General features: G+C 72.5%; 20 protein-coding genes. 14 read left to right on the forward strand and 6 right to left on the reverse strand.

All coding sequences use genetic code 11. From position 1 onward, the window contains the following. The 6 genes from ACFYMM_RS33330 to ACFYMM_RS33355 form a co-directional block, all read left to right on the forward strand. The coding region (locus ACFYMM_RS33330) for a segregation/condensation protein A (RefSeq protein ID WP_388393494.1) at positions 1 to 1010 on the forward strand (1010 nt) is incomplete at its 5' end. Next, the gene (scpB, locus tag ACFYMM_RS33335) at positions 1007 to 1660 is read left to right on the forward strand and encodes an SMC-Scp complex subunit ScpB (protein ID WP_388393496.1); all 654 of its coding nucleotides are present in this window, start codon (positions 1007 to 1009) and stop codon (positions 1658 to 1660) included. The genes ACFYMM_RS33330 and scpB, both read left to right, overlap by 4 nt. Positions 1661 to 1672: 12 nt before the next feature. Continuing rightward, on the forward strand, positions 1673 to 2737 hold the full coding sequence (locus tag ACFYMM_RS33340; protein WP_388393498.1) for a pseudouridine synthase: 1065 nt from the start codon (positions 1673 to 1675) through the stop codon (positions 2735 to 2737). Between the two features lie 58 nt (positions 2738 to 2795). Beyond that, the gene (locus tag ACFYMM_RS33345) at positions 2796 to 3545 is read left to right on the forward strand and encodes an NUDIX domain-containing protein (RefSeq protein WP_388393501.1); all 750 of its coding nucleotides are present in this window, start codon (positions 2796 to 2798) and stop codon (positions 3543 to 3545) included. Continuing rightward, complete coding sequence (locus tag ACFYMM_RS33350; protein ID WP_388393504.1) at positions 3542 to 4564, forward strand: ADP-ribosylglycohydrolase family protein; 1023 nt, start codon at positions 3542 to 3544, stop codon at positions 4562 to 4564. Before ACFYMM_RS33345 ends, ACFYMM_RS33350 begins: the two co-directional genes overlap by 4 nt. Before the next feature lie 3 nt (positions 4565 to 4567). Continuing rightward, a complete protein-coding gene (locus ACFYMM_RS33355; RefSeq protein ID WP_388393506.1) occupies positions 4568 to 5335 on the forward strand; it encodes a DNA polymerase beta superfamily protein in 768 nt (255 codons plus the stop codon). Here the strand turns inward: ACFYMM_RS33355 and ACFYMM_RS33360 are convergent. Beyond that, entirely contained in the window at positions 5332 to 6015 is a 684-nt protein-coding gene (locus ACFYMM_RS33360; RefSeq protein ID WP_388393508.1) for a DNA polymerase beta superfamily protein, read from the reverse strand. The genes ACFYMM_RS33355 and ACFYMM_RS33360 overlap by 4 nt on opposite strands. Positions 6016 to 6037: 22 nt before the next feature. Beyond that, the gene (locus ACFYMM_RS33365; protein ID WP_388393510.1) at positions 6038 to 6463 is read right to left on the reverse strand and encodes a Rieske (2Fe-2S) protein; all 426 of its coding nucleotides are present in this window, start codon (positions 6461 to 6463) and stop codon (positions 6038 to 6040) included. Between the two features lie 232 nt (positions 6464 to 6695). Here ACFYMM_RS33365 and aroH point away from each other — a divergent pair, with 232 nt between their 5' ends. From aroH to der, 5 genes are all read left to right on the forward strand, one after another. Further along, positions 6696 to 7058: a chorismate mutase gene (gene aroH, locus ACFYMM_RS33370; RefSeq protein ID WP_388393512.1), complete on the forward strand. Its 363-nt coding sequence runs from the start codon at positions 6696 to 6698 to the stop codon at positions 7056 to 7058. Further along, positions 7055 to 8140 carry a prephenate dehydrogenase gene (locus ACFYMM_RS33375; RefSeq protein ID WP_388393514.1) on the forward strand — a complete coding sequence of 362 codons (1086 nt, stop codon included), beginning with the start codon at positions 7055 to 7057 and terminating at the stop codon, positions 8138 to 8140. The genes aroH and ACFYMM_RS33375 overlap by 4 nt, the downstream gene beginning before the upstream one ends. A 111-nt stretch (positions 8141 to 8251) precedes the next feature. Further along, on the forward strand, positions 8252 to 8938 hold the full coding sequence (gene cmk / locus ACFYMM_RS33380) for a (d)CMP kinase (protein ID WP_388393516.1): 687 nt from the start codon (positions 8252 to 8254) through the stop codon (positions 8936 to 8938). Continuing rightward, entirely contained in the window at positions 8896 to 9603 is a 708-nt protein-coding gene (locus tag ACFYMM_RS33385) for a lysophospholipid acyltransferase family protein (RefSeq protein WP_388393518.1), read from the forward strand. The genes cmk and ACFYMM_RS33385 overlap by 43 nt, the downstream gene beginning before the upstream one ends. Positions 9604 to 9664: 61 nt before the next feature. Then, positions 9665 to 11146, forward strand: coding sequence for a ribosome biogenesis GTPase Der (der, locus tag ACFYMM_RS33390; protein ID WP_388393520.1), 1482 nt, complete (start codon positions 9665 to 9667; stop codon positions 11144 to 11146). Between the two features lie 101 nt (positions 11147 to 11247). Here the strand turns inward: der and ACFYMM_RS33395 are convergent, their stop codons facing one another. Together ACFYMM_RS33395 and ACFYMM_RS33400 are read right to left on the reverse strand one after the other, a co-directional pair. Further along, complete coding sequence (locus tag ACFYMM_RS33395; protein ID WP_388393521.1) at positions 11248 to 11664, reverse strand: hypothetical protein; 417 nt, start codon at positions 11662 to 11664, stop codon at positions 11248 to 11250. Between the two features lie 48 nt (positions 11665 to 11712). After that, positions 11713 to 12495 (reverse strand): hypothetical protein, encoded by a 783-nt coding sequence (locus ACFYMM_RS33400; protein WP_388393523.1) that lies wholly within the window; start codon positions 12493 to 12495, stop codon positions 11713 to 11715. A gap of 492 nt (positions 12496 to 12987) precedes the next feature. Here ACFYMM_RS33400 and ACFYMM_RS33405 point away from each other — a divergent pair, with 492 nt between their 5' ends. From ACFYMM_RS33405 to ACFYMM_RS33415, 3 genes are all read left to right on the forward strand, one after another. Beyond that, positions 12988 to 13683, forward strand: a complete 696-nt coding sequence (locus ACFYMM_RS33405) for a transglycosylase family protein (RefSeq protein WP_388393526.1) — start codon at positions 12988 to 12990, stop codon at positions 13681 to 13683. A 79-nt stretch (positions 13684 to 13762) separates the two neighbouring features. Beyond that, positions 13763 to 14770: a helix-turn-helix transcriptional regulator gene (locus tag ACFYMM_RS33410; RefSeq protein ID WP_388393529.1), complete on the forward strand. Its 1008-nt coding sequence runs from the start codon at positions 13763 to 13765 to the stop codon at positions 14768 to 14770. 317 nt (positions 14771 to 15087) lie between these two features. Continuing rightward, positions 15088 to 15303, forward strand: a complete 216-nt coding sequence (locus ACFYMM_RS33415; protein WP_388393532.1) for an I78 family peptidase inhibitor — start codon at positions 15088 to 15090, stop codon at positions 15301 to 15303. 110 nt (positions 15304 to 15413) lie between these two features. Here the strand turns inward: ACFYMM_RS33415 and ACFYMM_RS33420 are convergent, their stop codons facing one another. Both ACFYMM_RS33420 and ACFYMM_RS33425 read right to left on the reverse strand, forming a co-directional pair. Then, positions 15414 to 16439 carry a phosphatase PAP2 family protein gene (locus ACFYMM_RS33420; protein ID WP_388393535.1) on the reverse strand — a complete coding sequence of 342 codons (1026 nt, stop codon included), beginning with the start codon at positions 16437 to 16439 and terminating at the stop codon, positions 15414 to 15416. 237 nt (positions 16440 to 16676) lie between these two features. Further along, the gene (locus ACFYMM_RS33425) at positions 16677 to 17993 is read right to left on the reverse strand and encodes a mannosyltransferase family protein (RefSeq protein WP_388393538.1); all 1317 of its coding nucleotides are present in this window, start codon (positions 17991 to 17993) and stop codon (positions 16677 to 16679) included. Between the last annotated feature and the right edge of the window lie 68 nt (positions 17994 to 18061).

The raw sequence follows: 18061 nt of genomic DNA on the forward strand, positions 1-18061 counted from the left end.
CGGGATGCCCGGAACCGGGGACGCCCGAGCCGGGGACTCGTGAACCTGGAGTTGCTGGGCCGGAAGGCGCTGGGCCCGAGGCCGCCGAGCCGGGAACCCCGGAGCCAGGAGAACCTGAGACCGGGACCCCTGGGTCTGGAGCCGCCGGGGCCGGAACTCCGGAGGGTGGGGCCCCGCAGGCCGAAGCCGAAGGGGGCTCCGGCGGTGTCTTCACCGTGCGGCTCGCCAACTTCGAGGGGCCCTTCGATCTGCTGATCCAGTTGATCTCCAAGCACAAGCTGGACGTCACCGAGGTCGCCCTGTCCAAGGTCACCGACGAGTTCATGTCGCACATCCGGGCCATGGGGCCCGACTGGGACCTGGACCGGACGACCGAGTTCCTGGTCGTCGCGGCGACCCTGCTGGACCTGAAGGCGGCCCGGCTGCTGCCCACAGCCGAGGTCGAGGACGAGGCCGACCTGGCGCTCCTGGAGGCCCGGGACCTGCTGTTCGCCCGGCTTCTGCAGTACCGCGCGTACAAACAGATCGCCGACATCTTCAACCGGAGGCTGGTGGAGGAGGGCCGGCGCTATCCCCGTACCGTCGGTCTCGAACCCCATCACGCCGACCTGCTGCCCGAGGTCGTCATCAGCATCGGCGCGGAAGGGTTCGCCAGGCTCGCGGTCAAGGCGATGCAGCCGAAGCCCAGGCCGCAGGTGTACGTCGACCACATCCACGCACCCCTCGTCTCCGTGCAGGAGCAGGCCGCGATCGTGATCGCACGGCTCAGGGAGCTGGGCGAGGCCAGTTTCCGGGCGCTGGTGGAGGACACCGACGACACCCTGACGGTCGTGGCCCGCTTCCTCGCGCTGCTGGAGCTGTACCGCGAGAAGGCCGTCGCGCTGGACCAGGAGACCGCCCTGGGCGACCTCGTCGTGCGCTGGACCGGCGGGGACGGCGCCGGGACGCCCCGGGTCACCGACGAGTTCGACCGGCCCCCCGAGAAGCCCGAGGAGGAGCAGAAGACGTGACCGAGGAGACCACCCGCCCCTCCACGGGCCCGGACGGCGGCGTCGCCGCACTCGATCTCAGACCCGCCCTGGAGGCGGTCCTCATGGTCGTGGACGAGCCCGCGACCGAGGAGCACCTGGCGAAGATCCTCCAGCGGCCCAGGCGGCAGATCGCCGACGCCCTGCGGGCACTGGCCGACGAGTACACCGTCCAGGGCCGCGGCTTCGAGCTGAGACTCGTCGCCGGCGGCTGGCGCTTCTACACCCGCCCCGAGTACGCCGCCGCCGTCGAGGGCTTCGTCCTGGACGGCCAGCAGGCCCGCCTCACCCAGGCGGCGCTGGAGACCCTCGCGGTCGTCGCCTACCGCCAGCCGGTCAGCCGCAGCCGCGTCTCCGCCGTACGCGGAGTCAACTGCGACGGTGTGATGCGCACCCTCCTGCAGCGCGGTCTGGTCGAGGAGGCGGGCGCGGAACCCGAAACAGGTGCGATCCTGTACAGGACGACGAACTACTTCCTGGAGCGGATGGGCCTGCGCGGCCTGGACGAACTTCCGGAACTCGCGCCCTTCCTCCCGGAGGCGGAGGCGATCGAGGCCGAGACCCAGGAAGGAGTCCCGTCGTTCGACCCGGACGCGCCCGACGCGCCCGGCGCAGACGACGCAGACGACTAAGACGGAACTTTGATGCGAAGCAGCGGCAGCGGCAAGAGCGGTGGCGGGCGCGGTAACTACCGCGGTGCCGGCAACAACAGGGACGACAAGCAGGGGCAGGGCCGTCCCCGCAAGCCCCGCCCCGAGGAGCGCCGCTACGACGTGGGTCCCGGCGCCACCACGGACGGCCCCAAGGCCGGGCGGGGCGGCGCGGCCCGCGGCGGCGCCAAGGGCGGCCCGAAGAAGCCCCAGCAGGGCGGCCGGACGGCCCCCGCGCGCTCCCGGGAGTACGAGACGGGGGTCGAGGAGCGCAACCGGGACCGGTACGCGGGCAAGAAGGAGATCAAGCTGCCCAAGACCTTCCCGGGCGCCGAGCAGGAGGGCGAGCGCCTGCAGAAGGTGCTCGCGCGCGCGGGCTACGGCTCCCGGCGCGCCTGCGAGGAGCTGATCGAGCAGGCCCGGGTCGAGGTCAACGGCGAGATCGTGCTGGAGCAGGGCAAGCGGGTCGACCCCGAGAAGGACGAGGTCAAGGTCGACGGCCTGACGGTGGCGACGCAGTCGTACCAGTTCTTCTCGCTGAACAAGCCCGCCGGTGTCGTGTCGACCATGGAGGACCCGGAGGGGCGCCAGTGCCTCGGGGACTACGTCACCAACCGTGAGACGCGGCTCTTCCACGTCGGCCGGCTGGACACCGAGACCGAGGGCGTCATCCTGCTCACCAACCACGGCGAGCTGGCCCACCGGCTGACCCACCCCAAGTACGGCGTGAAGAAGACCTACCTCGCCGCCATCGTGGGCCCGATCCCGCGCGACCTGGGCAAGCGCCTGAAGGACGGCATCCAGCTGGAGGACGGGTACGCGCGCGCGGACCACTTCCGGGTCGTCGAGCAGACCGGCAAGAACTACCTGGTCGAGGTGACCCTGCACGAGGGCCGCAAGCACATCGTGCGCCGGATGCTGGCGGAGGCCGGGTTCCCGGTCGAGAAGCTGGTGCGCACCTCCTTCGGCCCGATCACCCTGGGCGACCAGAAGTCGGGCTGGCTGCGGCGGCTGTCCAACACCGAGGTCGGCATGCTGATGAAGGAAGTCGACCTGTAGGACTTGTGGACCAGGACACCCCCTTTTATAGTCGATATGACTATTAAAGGGGGTGCTCGTGCGCGGCCACGACGAACCCGGCCACGACAGGCAGGCGTACGACAAGCACGCCTACGAACCGTTCGCCGTCACCGTCGACCTGGCCGTCCTGACCCTGCGCGAGGGCGCCCTGCACGTCCTGCTCGTCGAGCGCGGACAGGAGCCGTACGCCGGACACTGGGCGCTGCCCGGCGGCTTCGTGCTGCCCGACGAGTCCGCCGAGCGGGCCGCCCGGCGTGAACTGGCCGAGGAGACAGGCCTGTCGGACGTGTCCGGGCTGCGCCTGGAGCAGCTGCGGACCTACAGCGAACCCGGCCGCGACCCCCGGATGCGGGTCGTCTCGGTCGCCTTCACCGCGCTGCTGCCCGACGCCCCCGAACCACGCGGCGGCGGCGACGCGGCCCAGGCCCGCTGGCTGCCGTACGACACCGCGCGCCCCCTCGCCTTCGACCACGACCGGATCCTGGCCGACGCCCACGACCGGATCGGGGCCCGGCTGGAGTGCAGCTGCGTCGCCACCGCCTTCTGTCCGCCCCAGTTCACGCTCGGCGAGCTGCAGCGGGTGTACGAGGCCGTCTGGGGCACCGGACTGGACCGGCCCAACTTCCGCCGCAAGGTGCTCGCCACCCCCGGCTTCGTCGAACCCGTGCCCGGCGCCGCCCGGCTGACCGGCGGCCGCGGCAAGCCGGCCGCGCTCTACCGCGCGGGCACCGCCACCACCCTGCACCCGCCCCTGCTCCGGCCGTCCCCGGAAGGACACCCCGCATGACCACGACCACCGTCCGCAAGCGTGCCGCCACCGGATCCCTGGTGGGTCTCGCCCTCGGGGACGCGCTCGGTTTCCCGACGGAGTTCAACGACGTCCCGTCCATCCTGGCCAAGTGCGGGCCGTGGAACGGGATGAAGCTGCCCCGGCAGGCCTTCGTCTCCGACGACACGCAGATGACGCTGGCCGTGGGCCGGGCCCTGCGGACCGCCATGGACCGCGGGGTGCTCGCGCCCAAGCGGCTGGAGCGGCCGCTGCGCGAGGAGTTCGTGGACTGGTACCAGTCGCCGGAGAACAACCGCGCCCCCGGCAACACCTGCCTGCGCGCCTGCGAGCTGCTGAAGGCGCAGGGGCGCGTCTGGCAGGAGGCCAGCCAGGTCGGTTCCAAGGGGTGCGGGGCCAACATGCGGGTGGCGCCGGTCGGGCTCGCCCCCGGGCTGAGCGACGAACAGCGGGCCGGCGCGGCCCAGTTGCAGTCCGGGCTCACCCACGGCCACCCCACCGCCCTGGCCGCCTCCGACCTCACCGCCCGCGCCGTCCACCTGCTCGCCCAGGGCACCGAACCGGCCGGCCTGATCGACCGGCTGCGCTCCTACGCCCACGACAACCGCACCCGCTACCACCACGCCTGGCTCGGCGACCTGTGGGCCCACGCGCAGGACCCGGGTCCCGAGCAGTTCATCGCGCGCGGCTGGGACGAGTGCCTGGAGATCCTGGACCGTCTGGCGGACGCCGTGCGCACCGCCTCCGTGGAGGACGACCCGTGCCTGGCCACCGGCGCGGGCTGGATCGCCGAGGAGGCCCTGGCCACCGGCCTGCTGTGCTTCCTGCTCCTGCCCGACGAACCCGTCAACGCCCTGCGCCGGGCCGCCTGTTCCTCCGGCGACTCGGACTCCATCGCCTGTCTGACCGGTGCCTTCGCGGGTGCCTGGCTGGGCGCGGACGCCTGGCCGGCCGAGTGGGCCGACCGGATCGAGTACCGGGGCGACCTGCTCACCCTCGGAGCGCTCTGGGACGCTTAGACCATGATCGACGACCTCGACCTGGACCTGGCGCCCGTCGTCGCCGAACAGCCCGACCCCCTGCTGTTCGCGACCGTCTCCGGAGCACACCTGTACGGCTTCCCCTCGCAGGACTCCGACCTGGACCTGCGTGGCGTCCATCTGCTGCCCGCGGCCGACCTGGTGGGGCTGCGGGACCCGGAGGAGACCCGCTCCCGGGCCTGGGTGCGCTACGGCGTCGAGATGGACCTCGTCACCCACGACCTGCGCAAGTTCGTCCGGCTGATGCTGCGGCGCAACGGCTATGTGCTGGAGCAGCTGCTCTCGCCGCTGGTCGTGCACACCACCGACGCCCACCGCGAACTGACCGCGCTCGCGCCCGGCGTCCTGACCAGCCACCACGCCCACCACTACCGGGGGTTCGCGGTGACGCAGTGGCGGCTGTTCGAGAAGACCGGCGAACTCAAGCCGCTGCTCTACACCTTCCGGGTGCTGCTCACCGGCATCCATCTGATGCGCAGCGGCGAGGTGCAGGCCCATCTGCCCACGCTCCTCGGCGAGGTGGACGGTCCCGGCTATCTGCCCGAGCTGATCGCCGCGAAGGCGGAGCGGGAGCACGGCGCGGCCGAGGTCGGGCACGCGCGCGTGGCGGCGGACGTGGAGCGGCTGCACACCCTGCTCGACGAGGCGCAGACCGCTTCCGCGCTGCCCGAGGCCCCCACCGCCCACGACGCCCTGCACGACCTGGTGGTCCGGCTCCGGCTGGAGGGCGTCCGGGCCGACAGGGCCTAAGCCACTGCCGAGGCCCGGCGGACGCGGAACACGAAGTCCGCCACGCGCGCGTGGTCCGGTTCCGGCGGGAGCGGGGTGCGGCTCAGGGCCGCCTCCGCCTCGGCCGCCAGGCGGGCCATCCGGGACTCCACCTCCGGCCAGGGCACCTCTCCCCGCCTCACCGCCAGCAGCGGCTCGCGCTCCTGACCGACATCGACCGTCAGCTCACCGGTGCGCAGCAGGTCGCGGGCGCTCGTCAGGAGCCGGAGCAGATGCATCGCGTGCTTCCAGCGCGGGGCGCCGTGGACGCGCACGTCGGCGTCGAGCTTGCGGCGCTGGCCCTCCGCGTATCGCGTGAAGGTGTCGTGGGCGCGGCGGGAGAGGAAGGCGCCGCGCAGGGAGAGCAGCTCGCGGCCGGTGTCGTCGGCGTACTCGACCAGGGGCGAGTGCAGGCACTCCAGGATGTTCGGGTTGCCGCGCAGCGCCAGTTCGCAGAACCGTTCCAGCTCCCAGGCGAACTGCTCCTCGGCCGGCCCCTCCACATGCGTCGGCGGCTTCTCGAAGCGCCAGAACAGGGGTGTGGGGGCCACGAAGACGCCCCGCCGGTCGATGTCGCTGTCCGGTGTCGCCAGACCGAACGCCCGGGAACCCATGACGCAGGCGTAGATCGTGTGGTCGCGTACCAGGTCCTCGGGCTGCATGCCCGGAGCGTACGCGGGCACCTCACGCCAGCCGGATCGAATTTCCCTCCACCGTGATGGACCGGGCGGGCAGTGCCCGGGGCGCGGGGCCGCGGACCACCGAGCCGTCGGCGATGCGGTACTGGCTGCCGTGGCAGGGGCAGTCGATGGTGCCGCTCGCGACCTGGTCCACCGTGCAGCCCATATGGGTGCAGATCGCGGAGAAGGCCTTGAACTCGCCCTTCGCCGGCTGGGTGACGACGACCTTGCTCTCCTTGAAGATCTTGCCGCCGCCCTCCGGGATGTCACCGGTCCGCGCGAGCTCCGCCCCGCCGGTGGAGGACGGCGACGAGGAACCGCTGCCGCCGCTGCCATTGCTGCTGCTGTTGCCGCCGCAGCCCACGCACACCGCGGCGAGCGCCGCCGCGCCCGTCCCGAGAGCCGTGCGCCGCGTCGTTTCGTGGGTCATGTCGTCACTCCGAACGTCTGGGCAAGCCGAGTAACCCCCCGAGGAAGGCCCGAGGAGGAGCAATTCTGGGCAAAGATGTAACAACGGGCATTTTTGCATCAAGCGCGCCATTGGCGAAGGAAGCGTGCCCTCCGAACACCGTCTCAGCGGGCGGGCGCGACGAGCCCGCCCGGCGCGGTCTGACTACGCTGGACGGACCAAGAGCGATACACATCCAGCAAGGAGCAGCGCCGTGGCGGTACGAGCGGTCCGGGGGGCCGTCCAACTGGAGCGGGACGAGGCCGGTCACATGGACGAGCAGGTGGGCGCCCTGCTCACCGCCGTCCTGGAGCGGAACGGACTGGGCGCGGACGACCTGATCAGCATCTGGTTCACCGCCACCCCCGACCTGCACAGCGACTTCCCGGCGGCCGCCGCCCGCAAGCTGGGCATCGTCGACGTACCGCTGATCTGCGCCCAGGAGCTGGACATCGAGGGCGCCATGCCCCGGGTCGTGCGGATCCTCGCGCACATCGAGTCCGACCGGCCGCGCGCCGAGATCGCCCACGTCTACCTCGGCGCCGCGGCCGCCCTGCGCAGGGACATCGCCCAGTGAGGACCGCGCTCGTCATCGGCACCGGGCTCATCGGCACCTCCGCCGCGCTCGCCCTCACCGGACGCGGAGTCGTCGTCCACCTGGCCGACCACGACCCCGGACAGGCCCGTACGGCCGCCGCGCTCGGGGCCGGCACGGACGAGGCGCCCGAGGGCCCCGTCGACCTCGCCATCGTCGCCGCGCCCCCGGCCCATGTCGCCCCCGTGCTCGCGGACGCCGTGCGCCGGGGCCTGGCCCGGGGCTACGTCGACGTGGCCAGCGTCAAGGGCGGCCCGCGCCGCGAGCTGGAGGCACTCGGCCTCGACCTCTCGGCGTACATCGGCACGCACCCCATGTCGGGCCGTGAGAAGTCCGGCCCGCTGGCCGCGACCGGTGACCTCTTCGAGGGCCGCCCCTGGGTGCTCACCCCCACCCGGGACACGGACACCGAGGTGCTCAACCTCGCCCTGGAGCTGGTCTCGCACTGCCGGGCCGTGCCGGTCGTCATGGACGCCGACGCCCACGACCGCGCGGTGGCCCTGGTGTCCCACATGCCGCACCTGGTCTCCAGCATGGTCGCCGCGCGGCTGGAGCACGCCGAGGAGGCCGCCGTACGGCTGTGCGGGCAGGGCATCCGGGACGTGACCCGGATCGCCGCCTCCGACCCCGGGATGTGGATCGACATCCTGTCCGCCAACCCCGGGCCGGTCGCCGACCTGCTCGCGGACGTCTCCGCCGACCTGGACGAGACGGTGCGTGCCCTGCGCGCGCTGCAGTCCTCGGACGAGGAGAAGCGGCGCGAGGGCGGTGCCGGCATCGAGGACGTGCTGCGGCGCGGCAACGCGGGGCAGGTGCGGGTACCGGGCAAGCACGGCAGCGCCCCGCGCGTCTACGAGACCGTGGCCGTCCTCATCGACGACCAGCCCGGCCAGCTGGCCCGCATCTTCGCGGACGCGGGACGGGCCGGGGTCAACATCGAGGACGTCCGCATCGAGCACGCGACGGGACAGCAGGCCGGTCTCGTCCAGCTGATGGTGGAGCCCAAGGCGGCGCCGGTGCTGACCGCCGCGCTGCGCGAGCGGGGCTGGGCGCTGCGGCAGTGAGCCGGCGCCCCGGTCCACCGTAAGAGGGGCTCCGGCGAGCCAGTAACCTTGTGCGGGGCGCCCTCGCGTCCCGCACTCCCTCGCCAGCCCGCACCAGGAAGGTGTCCGCCCGTGGAAAACGGCGCCGCCCAGCCCGTGATTGTCGCCATCGACGGCCCCGCCGGCACGGGCAAGTCGAGCACGTCGAAGGCCGTGGCCGCGCAGCTCGGCCTGAGCTACCTGGACACCGGCGCCCAGTACCGGGCGATCACCTGGTGGATGGTGGCCAACGGGATCGACATAGAGGACCCGACGGCGATCGCCGCCGTGGCCGGCAAGCCGGAGATCGTCTCGGGCACCGACCCGGCGAACCCGACGATCACCGTCGATGGCACCGACGTGGCCCTCGCGATCCGCACCCAGGAGGTCTCCGCCCAGGTCAGCGCGGTCAGCGCGGTGCCCGAGGTGCGCACCCGGATCACCGAGCTGCAGCGCTCGCTGGCCGCCTCCGCGGACCGGGGCATCGTCGTCGAGGGCCGGGACATCGGTACGACCGTGCTGCCGGACGCCGACCTCAAGGTCTTCCTCACCGCCTCCCCGGAGGCCCGCGCGGCCCGCCGCAGCGGCGAGCTGAAGGGCGCCGACGTCCAGGCCACCCGCGAAGCCCTGATCAAGCGGGACGCGGCCGACTCCAGCCGTACGACCTCGCCGCTCGCCAAGGCGGACGACGCGGTCGAGGTGGACACCACCGACCTCACCCTCGCGCAGGTCATCGAGTGCGTCGTCACCCTCGTCGAGGAGAAGCGGGCCGGGAAGTGACCCAGGCGTCCGTTCCTTCGGAGAAGGGCGCCGAGGTCGGCAGGCGCATCGGGGTCGGCCTGATGTACGGGCTGTGGCGGCCGCGCGTGCTGGGCGCCTGGCGGATGCCCGCGACCGGCCCGGCGATCCTCGCCGTCAACCACTCCCACAACATCGACGGCCCGATGGTCATGGGCGTCTCGCCCCGGCCGACGCACTTCCTCATCAAGAAGGAGGCGTTCGTCGGCCCGCTCGACCCGTTCCTGCTGGGCATCGGCCAGGTGAAGGTGGACCGCCACAGCGCCGACCGCACGGCCGTCACGCAGGCCCTCGGGGTGCTGGAGAACGGCGGAGTGCTGGGCATCTTCCCGGAGGGCACCCGGGGCGAGGGCGACTTCGCCGCGCTGCGGGCCGGCCTCGCCTACTTCGCGGTGCGCGGCGGGGCGCCGATCGTGCCCGTGGCCGTCCTGGGAAGTTCCGAGCGGCGCGGACGGTTGATAAAGGGGCTGCCGCCGCTGCGCTCCCGCGTCGACGTCGTCTTCGGCGACCCGTTCGAGGCGGGCGACGGCAGCGGGCGGCGAACGCGCGGGGCGCTGGACGAGGCGACCGAGCGCATCCAGAAGCACCTGAGCGCCCACCTGGAAAACGCCAGGCGCCTGACCGGGCGCCAGGCGACACTTGAGTAGTGGATCACCGTATGCACCGGTCTCCACCGATCACCACGATGAACGACGAGGTACGGACTTCATGAACGACCAGAACCAGCCCGACGGCTCGGCCGCGCACGAGTACGAGCACGGGGCGCTCGGCGACGCCGAGTACGCGGAGTTCATGGAGCTGGCCGCGGACGAGGGCTTCGACGTCGAGGACGTCGAGGGCGCCATCGAGGAGGCCGGGCACGGCCCGCTGCCCGTCCTCGCCGTGGTCGGCCGCCCCAATGTCGGCAAGTCGACCCTGGTGAACCGGATCATCGGCCGCCGCGAGGCCGTCGTCGAGGACAAGCCGGGCGTCACCCGCGACCGCGTCACCTACGAGGCCGAGTGGGCGGGCCGCCGCTTCAAGGTCGTCGACACCGGCGGCTGGGAGCAGGACGTCCTCGGCATCGACGCCTCGGTGGCCGCGCAGGCCGAGTACGCCATCGAGGCGGCCGACGCGGTCGTCTTCGTCGTCGACGCCAAGGTCGGCGCGACCGACACCGACGAGGCGGTCGTACGACTGCTGCGCAAGGCCGGCAAGCCCGTGGTGCTGTGCGCCAACAAGGTCGACGGCCCGAGCGGCGAGGCCGACGCGTCCTACCTGTGGTCCCTGGGCCTGGGCGAGCCGCACCCCGTCTCGGCCCTGCACGGCCGGGGCACCGGCGACATGCTGGACGCCGTCCTGGAGGCGCTGCCCGAGGCGCCCGAGCAGAGCTTCGGCACCGCCGTCGGCGGCCCGCGCCGGATCGCCCTGATCGGCCGCCCGAACGTCGGCAAGTCCTCGCTGCTGAACAAGGTGGCCGGCGAGGAGCGCGTCGTCGTCAACGAGCTGGCCGGCACCACCCGCGACCCGGTCGACGAGCTGATCGAACTGGGCGGTGTCACCTGGAAGTTCGTCGACACGGCGGGCATCCGCAAGCGCGTCCACCTGCAGCAGGGCGCCGACTACTACGCCTCGCTGCGCACCGCCGCGGCCGTCGAGAAGGCCGAGGTGGCCGTCATCCTGATCGACGCGTCGGAGAACATCTCGGTCCAGGACCAGCGCATCGTCACCATGGCCGTGGAGGCGGGCCGCGCGGTCGTCCTCGCCTTCAACAAGTGGGACACGCTCGACGAGGAGCGCCGCTACTACCTGGAGCGGGAGATCGAGACCGAGCTGGGCCAGGTGGCCTGGGCGCCTCGGGTCAACGTCTCGGCGCGCACCGGCCGGCACATGGAGAAGCTGGTCCCCGCGATCGAGACGGCCCTGGCCGGCTGGGAGACGCGCGTGCCCACGGGCCGGCTGAACGCCTTCCTCGGCGAGCTGGTCTCGGCCCACCCGCACCCGGTCCGGGGCGGCAAGCAGCCGCGCATCCTGTTCGGCACGCAGGCCGGCACCAAGCCGCCGCGGTTTGTGCTGTTCGCCTCCGGCTTCATCGAGGCGGGCTACCGGCGCTTCATCGAGCGCCGACTGCGCGAGGAGTTCGCCTTCGAGGGCACGCCGATCCACATCTCGGTGCGGGTGCGCGAGAAGCGCGGAGCGAAGAAGAAGTGACCCGGAGGTAGTTCCGGCGGGCACGGCCGACACGCCGAAAGGGCGGTCCCGAACGATCCGGGGCCGCCCTTCGGCGTTCGTACGTCACGCAGCCGAGTACGTCACATTCCCCGGCGCTGGCCGGGCGGCAGTGCCGCCGGGACGTAGTGCATCCCGGTGTCCTGCTGCCGTCCGAGCGTCCCGATCCGCTGCCACGGCGAGGACGACTGCTGCCGGGCGCTGTACGCCCCCGCGCTGTAGGCGCTGTAGGAGTTGCCGCCGTACGAGGTGCCCCCGTACGAGTTGCCGCCGTACGACCCCGTGCCGCCGCTGTGCGGGGCCCTGCCGAAGGCGACGAACCCCAGGTCCTCCTCGCCGGTGCGGTCGCCCGGCAGCGTGCGGAAGGTCTTGACCCACTCCGCGTAGAGCATGTCGTAGATCGGCGTGGCCGATGGGCCGCTCGGGGAGTCCTGCCCCGACCGGGCGGACGGGATGGCGGAGAAGGACGGACGGCGGGGAGGAACGTCGTATGCGTGCACGTATGTCCAAACGACACCGGGCCGTCAGGGATGCGGTCGGGCGGCGGGTCAGGTGCCCGCGAGCGGCAGCGCGGCCGCCACCAGCTTGCCGTTCGCGGCCGCCTTGTCCAGCGCGTCGCGCAGCAGGTCCTCGCGCGGCTGACGGCCGATGGAGCCCACGGGCGCCGCGAACATCAGCACCTGCTGGTGCTTGTTGGCGGCGGCCCGCCAGCCGTCGGTCACCTGGAGCGGCTGGTGCGCCTGCCACCAGGCCACCGGCTGACCGCCGTCGCTGCCCGGCTGGAGGACGGCGTGCAGCTGACCGACCGCCAGCAGCACCGACCAGCCGTGCAGCACCGGGGGCACCGAGGCCAGCTCGGGCACCGGCATGAAGCCCTGCTCGATGAGCAGCGGGAGGAAGTCGTCACCGGCCCCGGTGCCGCCCGGGCGCACGATCGGCGCGGTCGGCTCGACGACGAGCGCGGGGTGCAGTTCCCCGGCGATCAGCATCAGCCCGCTGGTCACGCCGAGCACGGCCGGCTCGGGGGCGGTCTGCCGGGATCCCGAGGACGCGATGTCGCCGCTGATGGAGCGGACCGCGCCCTGCAACTGCTCCTCGGTGACCTGGACCACCTGCGAGGGCAGGCAGCTGGCGTGGGCGAAGGCGAGGACGGCGGTCTCGTCGCCGATGAACAGGACGGTGCTGGTGCGCTCCTGCTCGGAGTCGCCCGGGGTGCGGCAGGACGTGCAGTCGTAACTGCCCGGGGCGTTCTCCCCGGCGAGCAGCCGGTCGGCTTCTTCGTCGCCGATCTCGGCGCGTACGGCGTCGCTGACGTCGAGCATGCGCGGCACGGTGGCTCCCTCCAGATGCGGTACTGGGTCGAAGGAGACAACGGGCGATCTGTGGCGGGAGTCACGCATGGAGGGGAACGGAATCGAACCATCCACCGCACAGTGTCACTTCCGGTACGGAATCGAGCACTCCCAGTCAACTCCGCGCACAGTCAAGGGACTTGGCTCGGTGAAGTGGGTCACAGTCCACCCAGGGCGGTGGTCGACAAATCATGAAATCAGCGAATGAAATGGGTGGCCGAAAATCGCCGATACCGGCGGTAACGGCGAACTGGCCTGGAAGGACGAGGAGTTGGTTGATGTCGACCGTCTCCGCTCCCTAGATTGCTCCGCCGTGTGCAGCGAGCACCGCTCGGGTACGTCCGCCGACCGCACCAGTGCAGAGCATCACCGGCACCGGCCGGCGCGGACGGGGCGGGCGCGAGGACCGCGTCGATACGCGGGAACCGCGCCCCGCCTTGGGGGATCCCGGGTTCGTGGAGAGGGAATTACATGTCCGAATGTGCCGATACCACCCGTAACACCGCTCGTGACGACAGCACCCGCACGGTGCGTACGACGGCCGTCCTGGCCGGCGCGGCCCTGCTCGCGCCGCTCGGTCTGCTGGCCGCGACCGGCAACGCCGCGGCGGCGGACAACGGAGTGTGGGACCGCATCGCCCAGTGCGAGAGCGGCGGCAACTGGCACATCAACACCGGCAACGGCTACTACGGCGGCCTCCAGTTCTCCGCCGGCACCTGGCGCGCGTACGGCGGCTCGGCCTACGCGCCGACGGCCGACCAGGCCTCCAGGAGCGCGCAGATCGCCGTCGCCGGCAAGGTCCAGCAGGCCCAGGGCTGGGGCGCCTGGCCGGTCTGCTCGGGCCGGGCGGGAGCGTCCGGCGCCGCGCCGGCGGCCGCCCGCACCGGTTCCTCCGGCACGCCGGCCTGGAAGAGCGACGTGACGACGAAGTCCGCCCCGGCGAAGACCACCGCCACGAACTCCGCTCCGGCGAGCACGCCGCAAAGCCCCGCGGCCGACTCGGCCGCCGGCGACTCCCACGGTGACTACACCGTGCGCGAGGGCGACACCCTGAGCGCCGTCGCCGCCCGGCACGGCACCACCTGGCAGCGGATCTACGCCGCCAACAAGAAGGTCATCGGCGGCGACCCGAACCTGATCGTGCCCGGCCAGCGCCTCGCGCTCTGAGCGCCCGGCACCTGCGCACCACAGCCGCTGTCCCCGTCGAGGACAGCGGCTGTCCGCATCGGCTGGCAGACTCGGCCCCATGTTGGAGACCTCGGCACGACTGCTGCGCCTGCTCTCGCTCCTCCAGGCCCACCGCGACTGGTCCGGCGCCGAACTCGCCGAGCGGCTCGGCGTGACCGCGCGCACGGTCCGCCGGGACGTGGACCGGCTGCGCGAGCTGGGCTACCCGGTCAACGCCAGTCCGGGCACCGGCGGCGGCTACCAGCTGGGCGCCGGCGCCGAGTTACCGCCGCTGCTGCTGGACGACGACGAGGCGGTGGCCGTGGCCGTGGGCCTGCGCACCGCCGCCGGGCAGGGCATCGAGGGCATCGGCGAGACCTCGGTACGCGCCCTCACCAAGCTCGAACAGGTGCTGCCGGACCGGCTGCGCCGCAGGGTGGGCGCCCTGAACGCCTTCACCGTGCCGATGCTGCGCAACGGCCCTCCGTCCACCCCGGTCGACCCGGCGCTGCTCACCGAACTCGCCCATCTGTGCCGGGACGCCGAACGGCTGCGCTTCGAGTACCGCGCGCACGACGGCACCGAGAGCCGCCGTACCGTCGAACCGCACCGGCTGGTGTGCACCGAGCAGCGCTGGTACCTGGTCGCCTGGGACGTCGAGCGGACGGACTGGCGGACCTTCCGCGTCGACCGCATCACCCCGAGACCCCCGCACGGCCCGCGGTTCCCCCCGCGCGAGCCGCCCGCCGAGGACCTCGCCGCCTATGTGTCGCGGGGCGTCTCCACGCGCGCGTACGCCACCCACTCGGCCGTCCGGCTGCTGGTCCCGCTCCACGAGGCCGCCGAGCGGATCTCGCCGTCCGCCGGAACCCTGGAGGCCGACGGCGCGGACGCCTGCGTCCTGCGCAGCGGTGCGGCCAACCTCGAGGTGATGGTCATCCACATCATGATGACCGGCTTTCCCTTCGAGGTGCTGGAGCCCGCCGAGCTGACCGAAGCCATCACGGCGGTACGCGACCGCCTCGACGCCGCTCTGGCCCGGACGCTCCCCCCGGGGACCCAGGGGGGTTTTGTGCGGAAGGCGTGAACTTCCTATGTGGTGTCAGGTTCCGGGCCCTCGGTATTCGGCAGGGGAAAAGAATCCCGGACACGTTCCTGTACCCGCGCTTCCGGCCGTCGCAGCGGGTTATGGAAAGACGTCTGCGACACGCGCGAATTACGTTCGAATGCGCCAGTAAGAGGAACGGAACCGCCCGTACGTGTGACGGCCCGCCGCGCGGCATCCGCCGTGCCGGCGACCCGGTCGGGTGCCGTGACCCTGTGACAGAAGTGTGACGGAGGCGGGACGCGGGCCGTCGGCGTCCCGGCTTCCCTCTGCCGCCGGAGGGGGCCTAGCGTGGCCGCATGGCACCGATTCCCACTCCGCCAGCGGAGCCCCAGGACAGTCCGGACGGGTACGTCGGCCTCGACGTGACGCAGGCCGAGCTGCTCGCGCGGCAGCGCGGCTGGCCGACGGTACGGGCGCTGCCGCCGGGCGCGATCATCACCATGGAGTACCGGGCGGGACGGCTGAACTTCGAGGTGCGCGAGGGCCGGGTGGCCCGCGCCTGGAAGGGCTGAACCACCGCGGTGGCGACGACACGAAGGCCCCGGCTCCTGGGTTCAGGTGCCGGGGCCTTCGCCGGTGCGGGGTGGGTCGTGCGTACCGGACCCCGCTGTCGTGCGGGCCGTCAGCCGCCGGTGAGGGGGCGGGCGGGCTGGGCCGTGCCGCGCGGGAGACGGTCCGCGTGCGGCGGGCGGCGGCTGCCGGCCGGGGTGACCGGGGTGCGTTCCGAGCGGGCCGTGTGCGGGCCCGGCGCCAGATGCATCGGGGCCCGCGGGGCGCGGCCCGAGGTGACCGGCTCGCGTTCGGGGACCGCCTTCTCGACGGCCGCCGGGCGCGGCTTGAGCACCACCGGCGTGACCGGGACGGCCGGGACGGGCGCGGTGCGGCGGCGACGCTCGCGCCAGCGGTCGCGCAGATCGAACAGCGCGTCCTCGGAGCGGGCGATCAGCGGCTCGCACCAGGGCAGGGCGAGCAGGATCAGCAGGCCCGCGGCCCAGCCCAGCAGCACGTCGCTCAGCCAGTGCGTACCGAGGTAGACGGTGGTGAGGCCGACGCCGAGGGAGGTGACCGCCGACAGGGCGGACAGCCAGCGGCGGGCTCGCGGGGTGGAGGCCAGATACGCCAGGATGCCCCAGGTCACCACCGCGTTGGCGGTGTGGCCGCTGGGAAATATATCGCCGCCCAGGCCCATCTCGTTGGAGCCGATCACGGTCGCGTAGTGCGGTCCGAGCCGTCCCATGCCGTACTTGGCGGCGCCGACCGTGATGTTCAGCAGCAGCAGCGAGGCGGCGAGGGTGAGCAGCGGACGCAGGGTGTGCTGCCGCCAGGAGCGCCAGCCGAGCCACGAGGCGACCATCACGGCGGTGGGGCCGCGCTGGCCGAGCACCACGTAGTAGTCGAGGAAGGCGTGGATCTGCGGCCACTGCTGGTACGGCCGGAAGAACATGACCTGCCAGTCGAGCCGGACCAGCCAGGAGCTGATCACCACGGCCCACACGATCGCCAGGTAGAAGGCGAGGGTCGCGGTGAACAGCACGACCCGGTGCCGGCTCATCCTCGGCACGTCGATGTGGGCCGGCCGTTCGGGCTCACGGTCCAGCCTGGCGAACACCCGGTCCAGACGACGGGTGAGGTTTCGTTCGGTACGCACCCAATCGACGTTACAGCGAGTGAGGTCTGTTCCCGGGCGAATCCGCGGCTTTGTGATGACGATGTGATGTGGGAAACGTCTCAGGAGTAAGAGAATTCTATGGATTCCGTAATCCCGCGCGGCGAACCTCTGCAATTCCTTTGATCATGCCGGGTGGCGGTCTTATGCCGATTATGAATTCGTTCACCGAATGATGGGATGGAATTCCCCGGGTGCTCACGGGGCGCCGGGGGCCGGTCACGGGGGACCGGAGCCGTTCAGCCAGAACGCGCCGTACACCGCCGAAGCCACCGCCAAACCGGCCGTGACCAGCACGGATCTGGAGGTGCGCAGCCGCGCCAGGGCGAGCGCCGGCGGCAGCAGGACCGGGAAGGCGGGCATCAGCAGCCGTGGCTTGGAGCCGAAGTAACTGGACGCGCACAGCGCGAGGGCGAGCACGACACCCGTGTACACCAGCAGGGCAAGCGGCTGGCGCTGCCGTACGCCGACGACGTAGAGCCGGATCAGCAGGGCGACCCCGATGATCATTGCGCACCCGGCGAACGCCGTTGGAATTGTCGTGAACTTGTCGGCGACGAAGCGGGCGAAGGCGTATCCGCCGTCGAAGCCGTTTCGCCAGCCTGCCTGCACGTCCGGATAACCGAGGAGGCCCTTGCCGGTGCGGTGGCCTACCCACAGGACGTAGCCGGCGGCGCCGAGCGGGGCGAGGAGCAGACCGAGGGCGCGACGCCGGGCGGGTGCGCCGTGAGTGGCGAAAGAGGCGTGTGTGGTGGGCCGCGCGCCGGTCCCGACGGTGGGGGCGTGCGTGGTCTCCTGCGCGCCGTCCGGTGCCGGAACGCGCTCGACGCGGGCGACGCCCGCCGGGGGCGGGGCGTGTTCGCCCCGGTGTGCGCCGCGGGTGCCCGGCGTGCTTCGGTCCCGCACGAACGAGGCAATGCCCGCCGTCCACACGGCGGCCACCACCGCCAGCCCCACCGGCCGGGTCAGTCCGGCCAGCGCCGCCAGCACGCCCGCGCTCACCCAGCGCCCGGTCAGGACCGCGTACAGCGACCACGCGGCCAGGGCCGTGAACAGGGACTCGCTGTACGCCATCGACTGCACGATCCCGACCGGCAGCACCGCCCACAGCAGCACCGCACAGACCCCCGCGCGCGAGCCGTACACGTGATCGGTGACCGCGAAGATCCCCCAGGCCGCCCCCAGGGAGGCGAGCAGGGCGACGACGAAGCCGGCGTCGGCGTACGACAGCGGCGTGAGCGCGTGCAGCAGCCGCTCCAGCCACGGCAGCAGCGGGAAGAACGCCAGGTCGGAGTGGACGTCGCCGTTCGGCAGGCGTACCTCGTAGCCGTAGCCCGACCCGGCGACCCGCGCGTACCACAGCGAGTCCCAGCGGGCGGTCAGCAGGGTGTACGCGTTCTTTCCGCGCGCCGCGCTCCACCCGGCCAGCACGGCCAGGCCCAGCGCGCGCACGGCCGCGTACCCGAGGAGGGCAGGCGCCGCCCGGCGCGGGAGGGAGGCGCGGGCGGGAGTCACGCGCGTCGCGAGGTCGGTCACGGGCTCGATTATCGGCCGGGCGCGGAACCGGGCGCCGCGCCGGGGCGTGGTCGAGAACGGGTGGAGTG

Source organism: Streptomyces sp. NPDC006739 (assembly GCF_042869815.1).
Lineage (GTDB): Bacteria > Actinomycetota > Actinomycetes > Streptomycetales > Streptomycetaceae > Streptomyces.

Coding starts and splice junctions, on each gene's coding strand:
- ACFYMM_RS33340 (WP_388393498.1), top strand. CDS start 1,673: ATGCGAAGCAGCGGCAGCGGCAAGAGCGGTGGCGGGCGCGGTAACTAC.
- ACFYMM_RS33350 (WP_388393504.1), top strand. CDS start 3,542: ATGACCACGACCACCGTCCGCAAGCGTGCCGCCACCGGATCCCTGGTG.
- ACFYMM_RS33355 (WP_388393506.1), top strand. CDS start 4,568: ATGATCGACGACCTCGACCTGGACCTGGCGCCCGTCGTCGCCGAACAG.
- ACFYMM_RS33360 (WP_388393508.1), bottom strand. CDS start 6,015: ATGCAGCCCGAGGACCTGGTACGCGACCACACGATCTACGCCTGCGTC.
- ACFYMM_RS33365 (WP_388393510.1), bottom strand. CDS start 6,463: ATGACCCACGAAACGACGCGGCGCACGGCTCTCGGGACGGGCGCGGCG.
- der (WP_388393520.1), top strand. CDS start 9,665: ATGAACGACCAGAACCAGCCCGACGGCTCGGCCGCGCACGAGTACGAG.
- ACFYMM_RS33405 (WP_388393526.1), top strand. CDS start 12,988: ATGTCCGAATGTGCCGATACCACCCGTAACACCGCTCGTGACGACAGC.
- ACFYMM_RS33410 (WP_388393529.1), top strand. CDS start 13,763: ATGTTGGAGACCTCGGCACGACTGCTGCGCCTGCTCTCGCTCCTCCAG.
- ACFYMM_RS33415 (WP_388393532.1), top strand. CDS start 15,088: ATGGCACCGATTCCCACTCCGCCAGCGGAGCCCCAGGACAGTCCGGAC.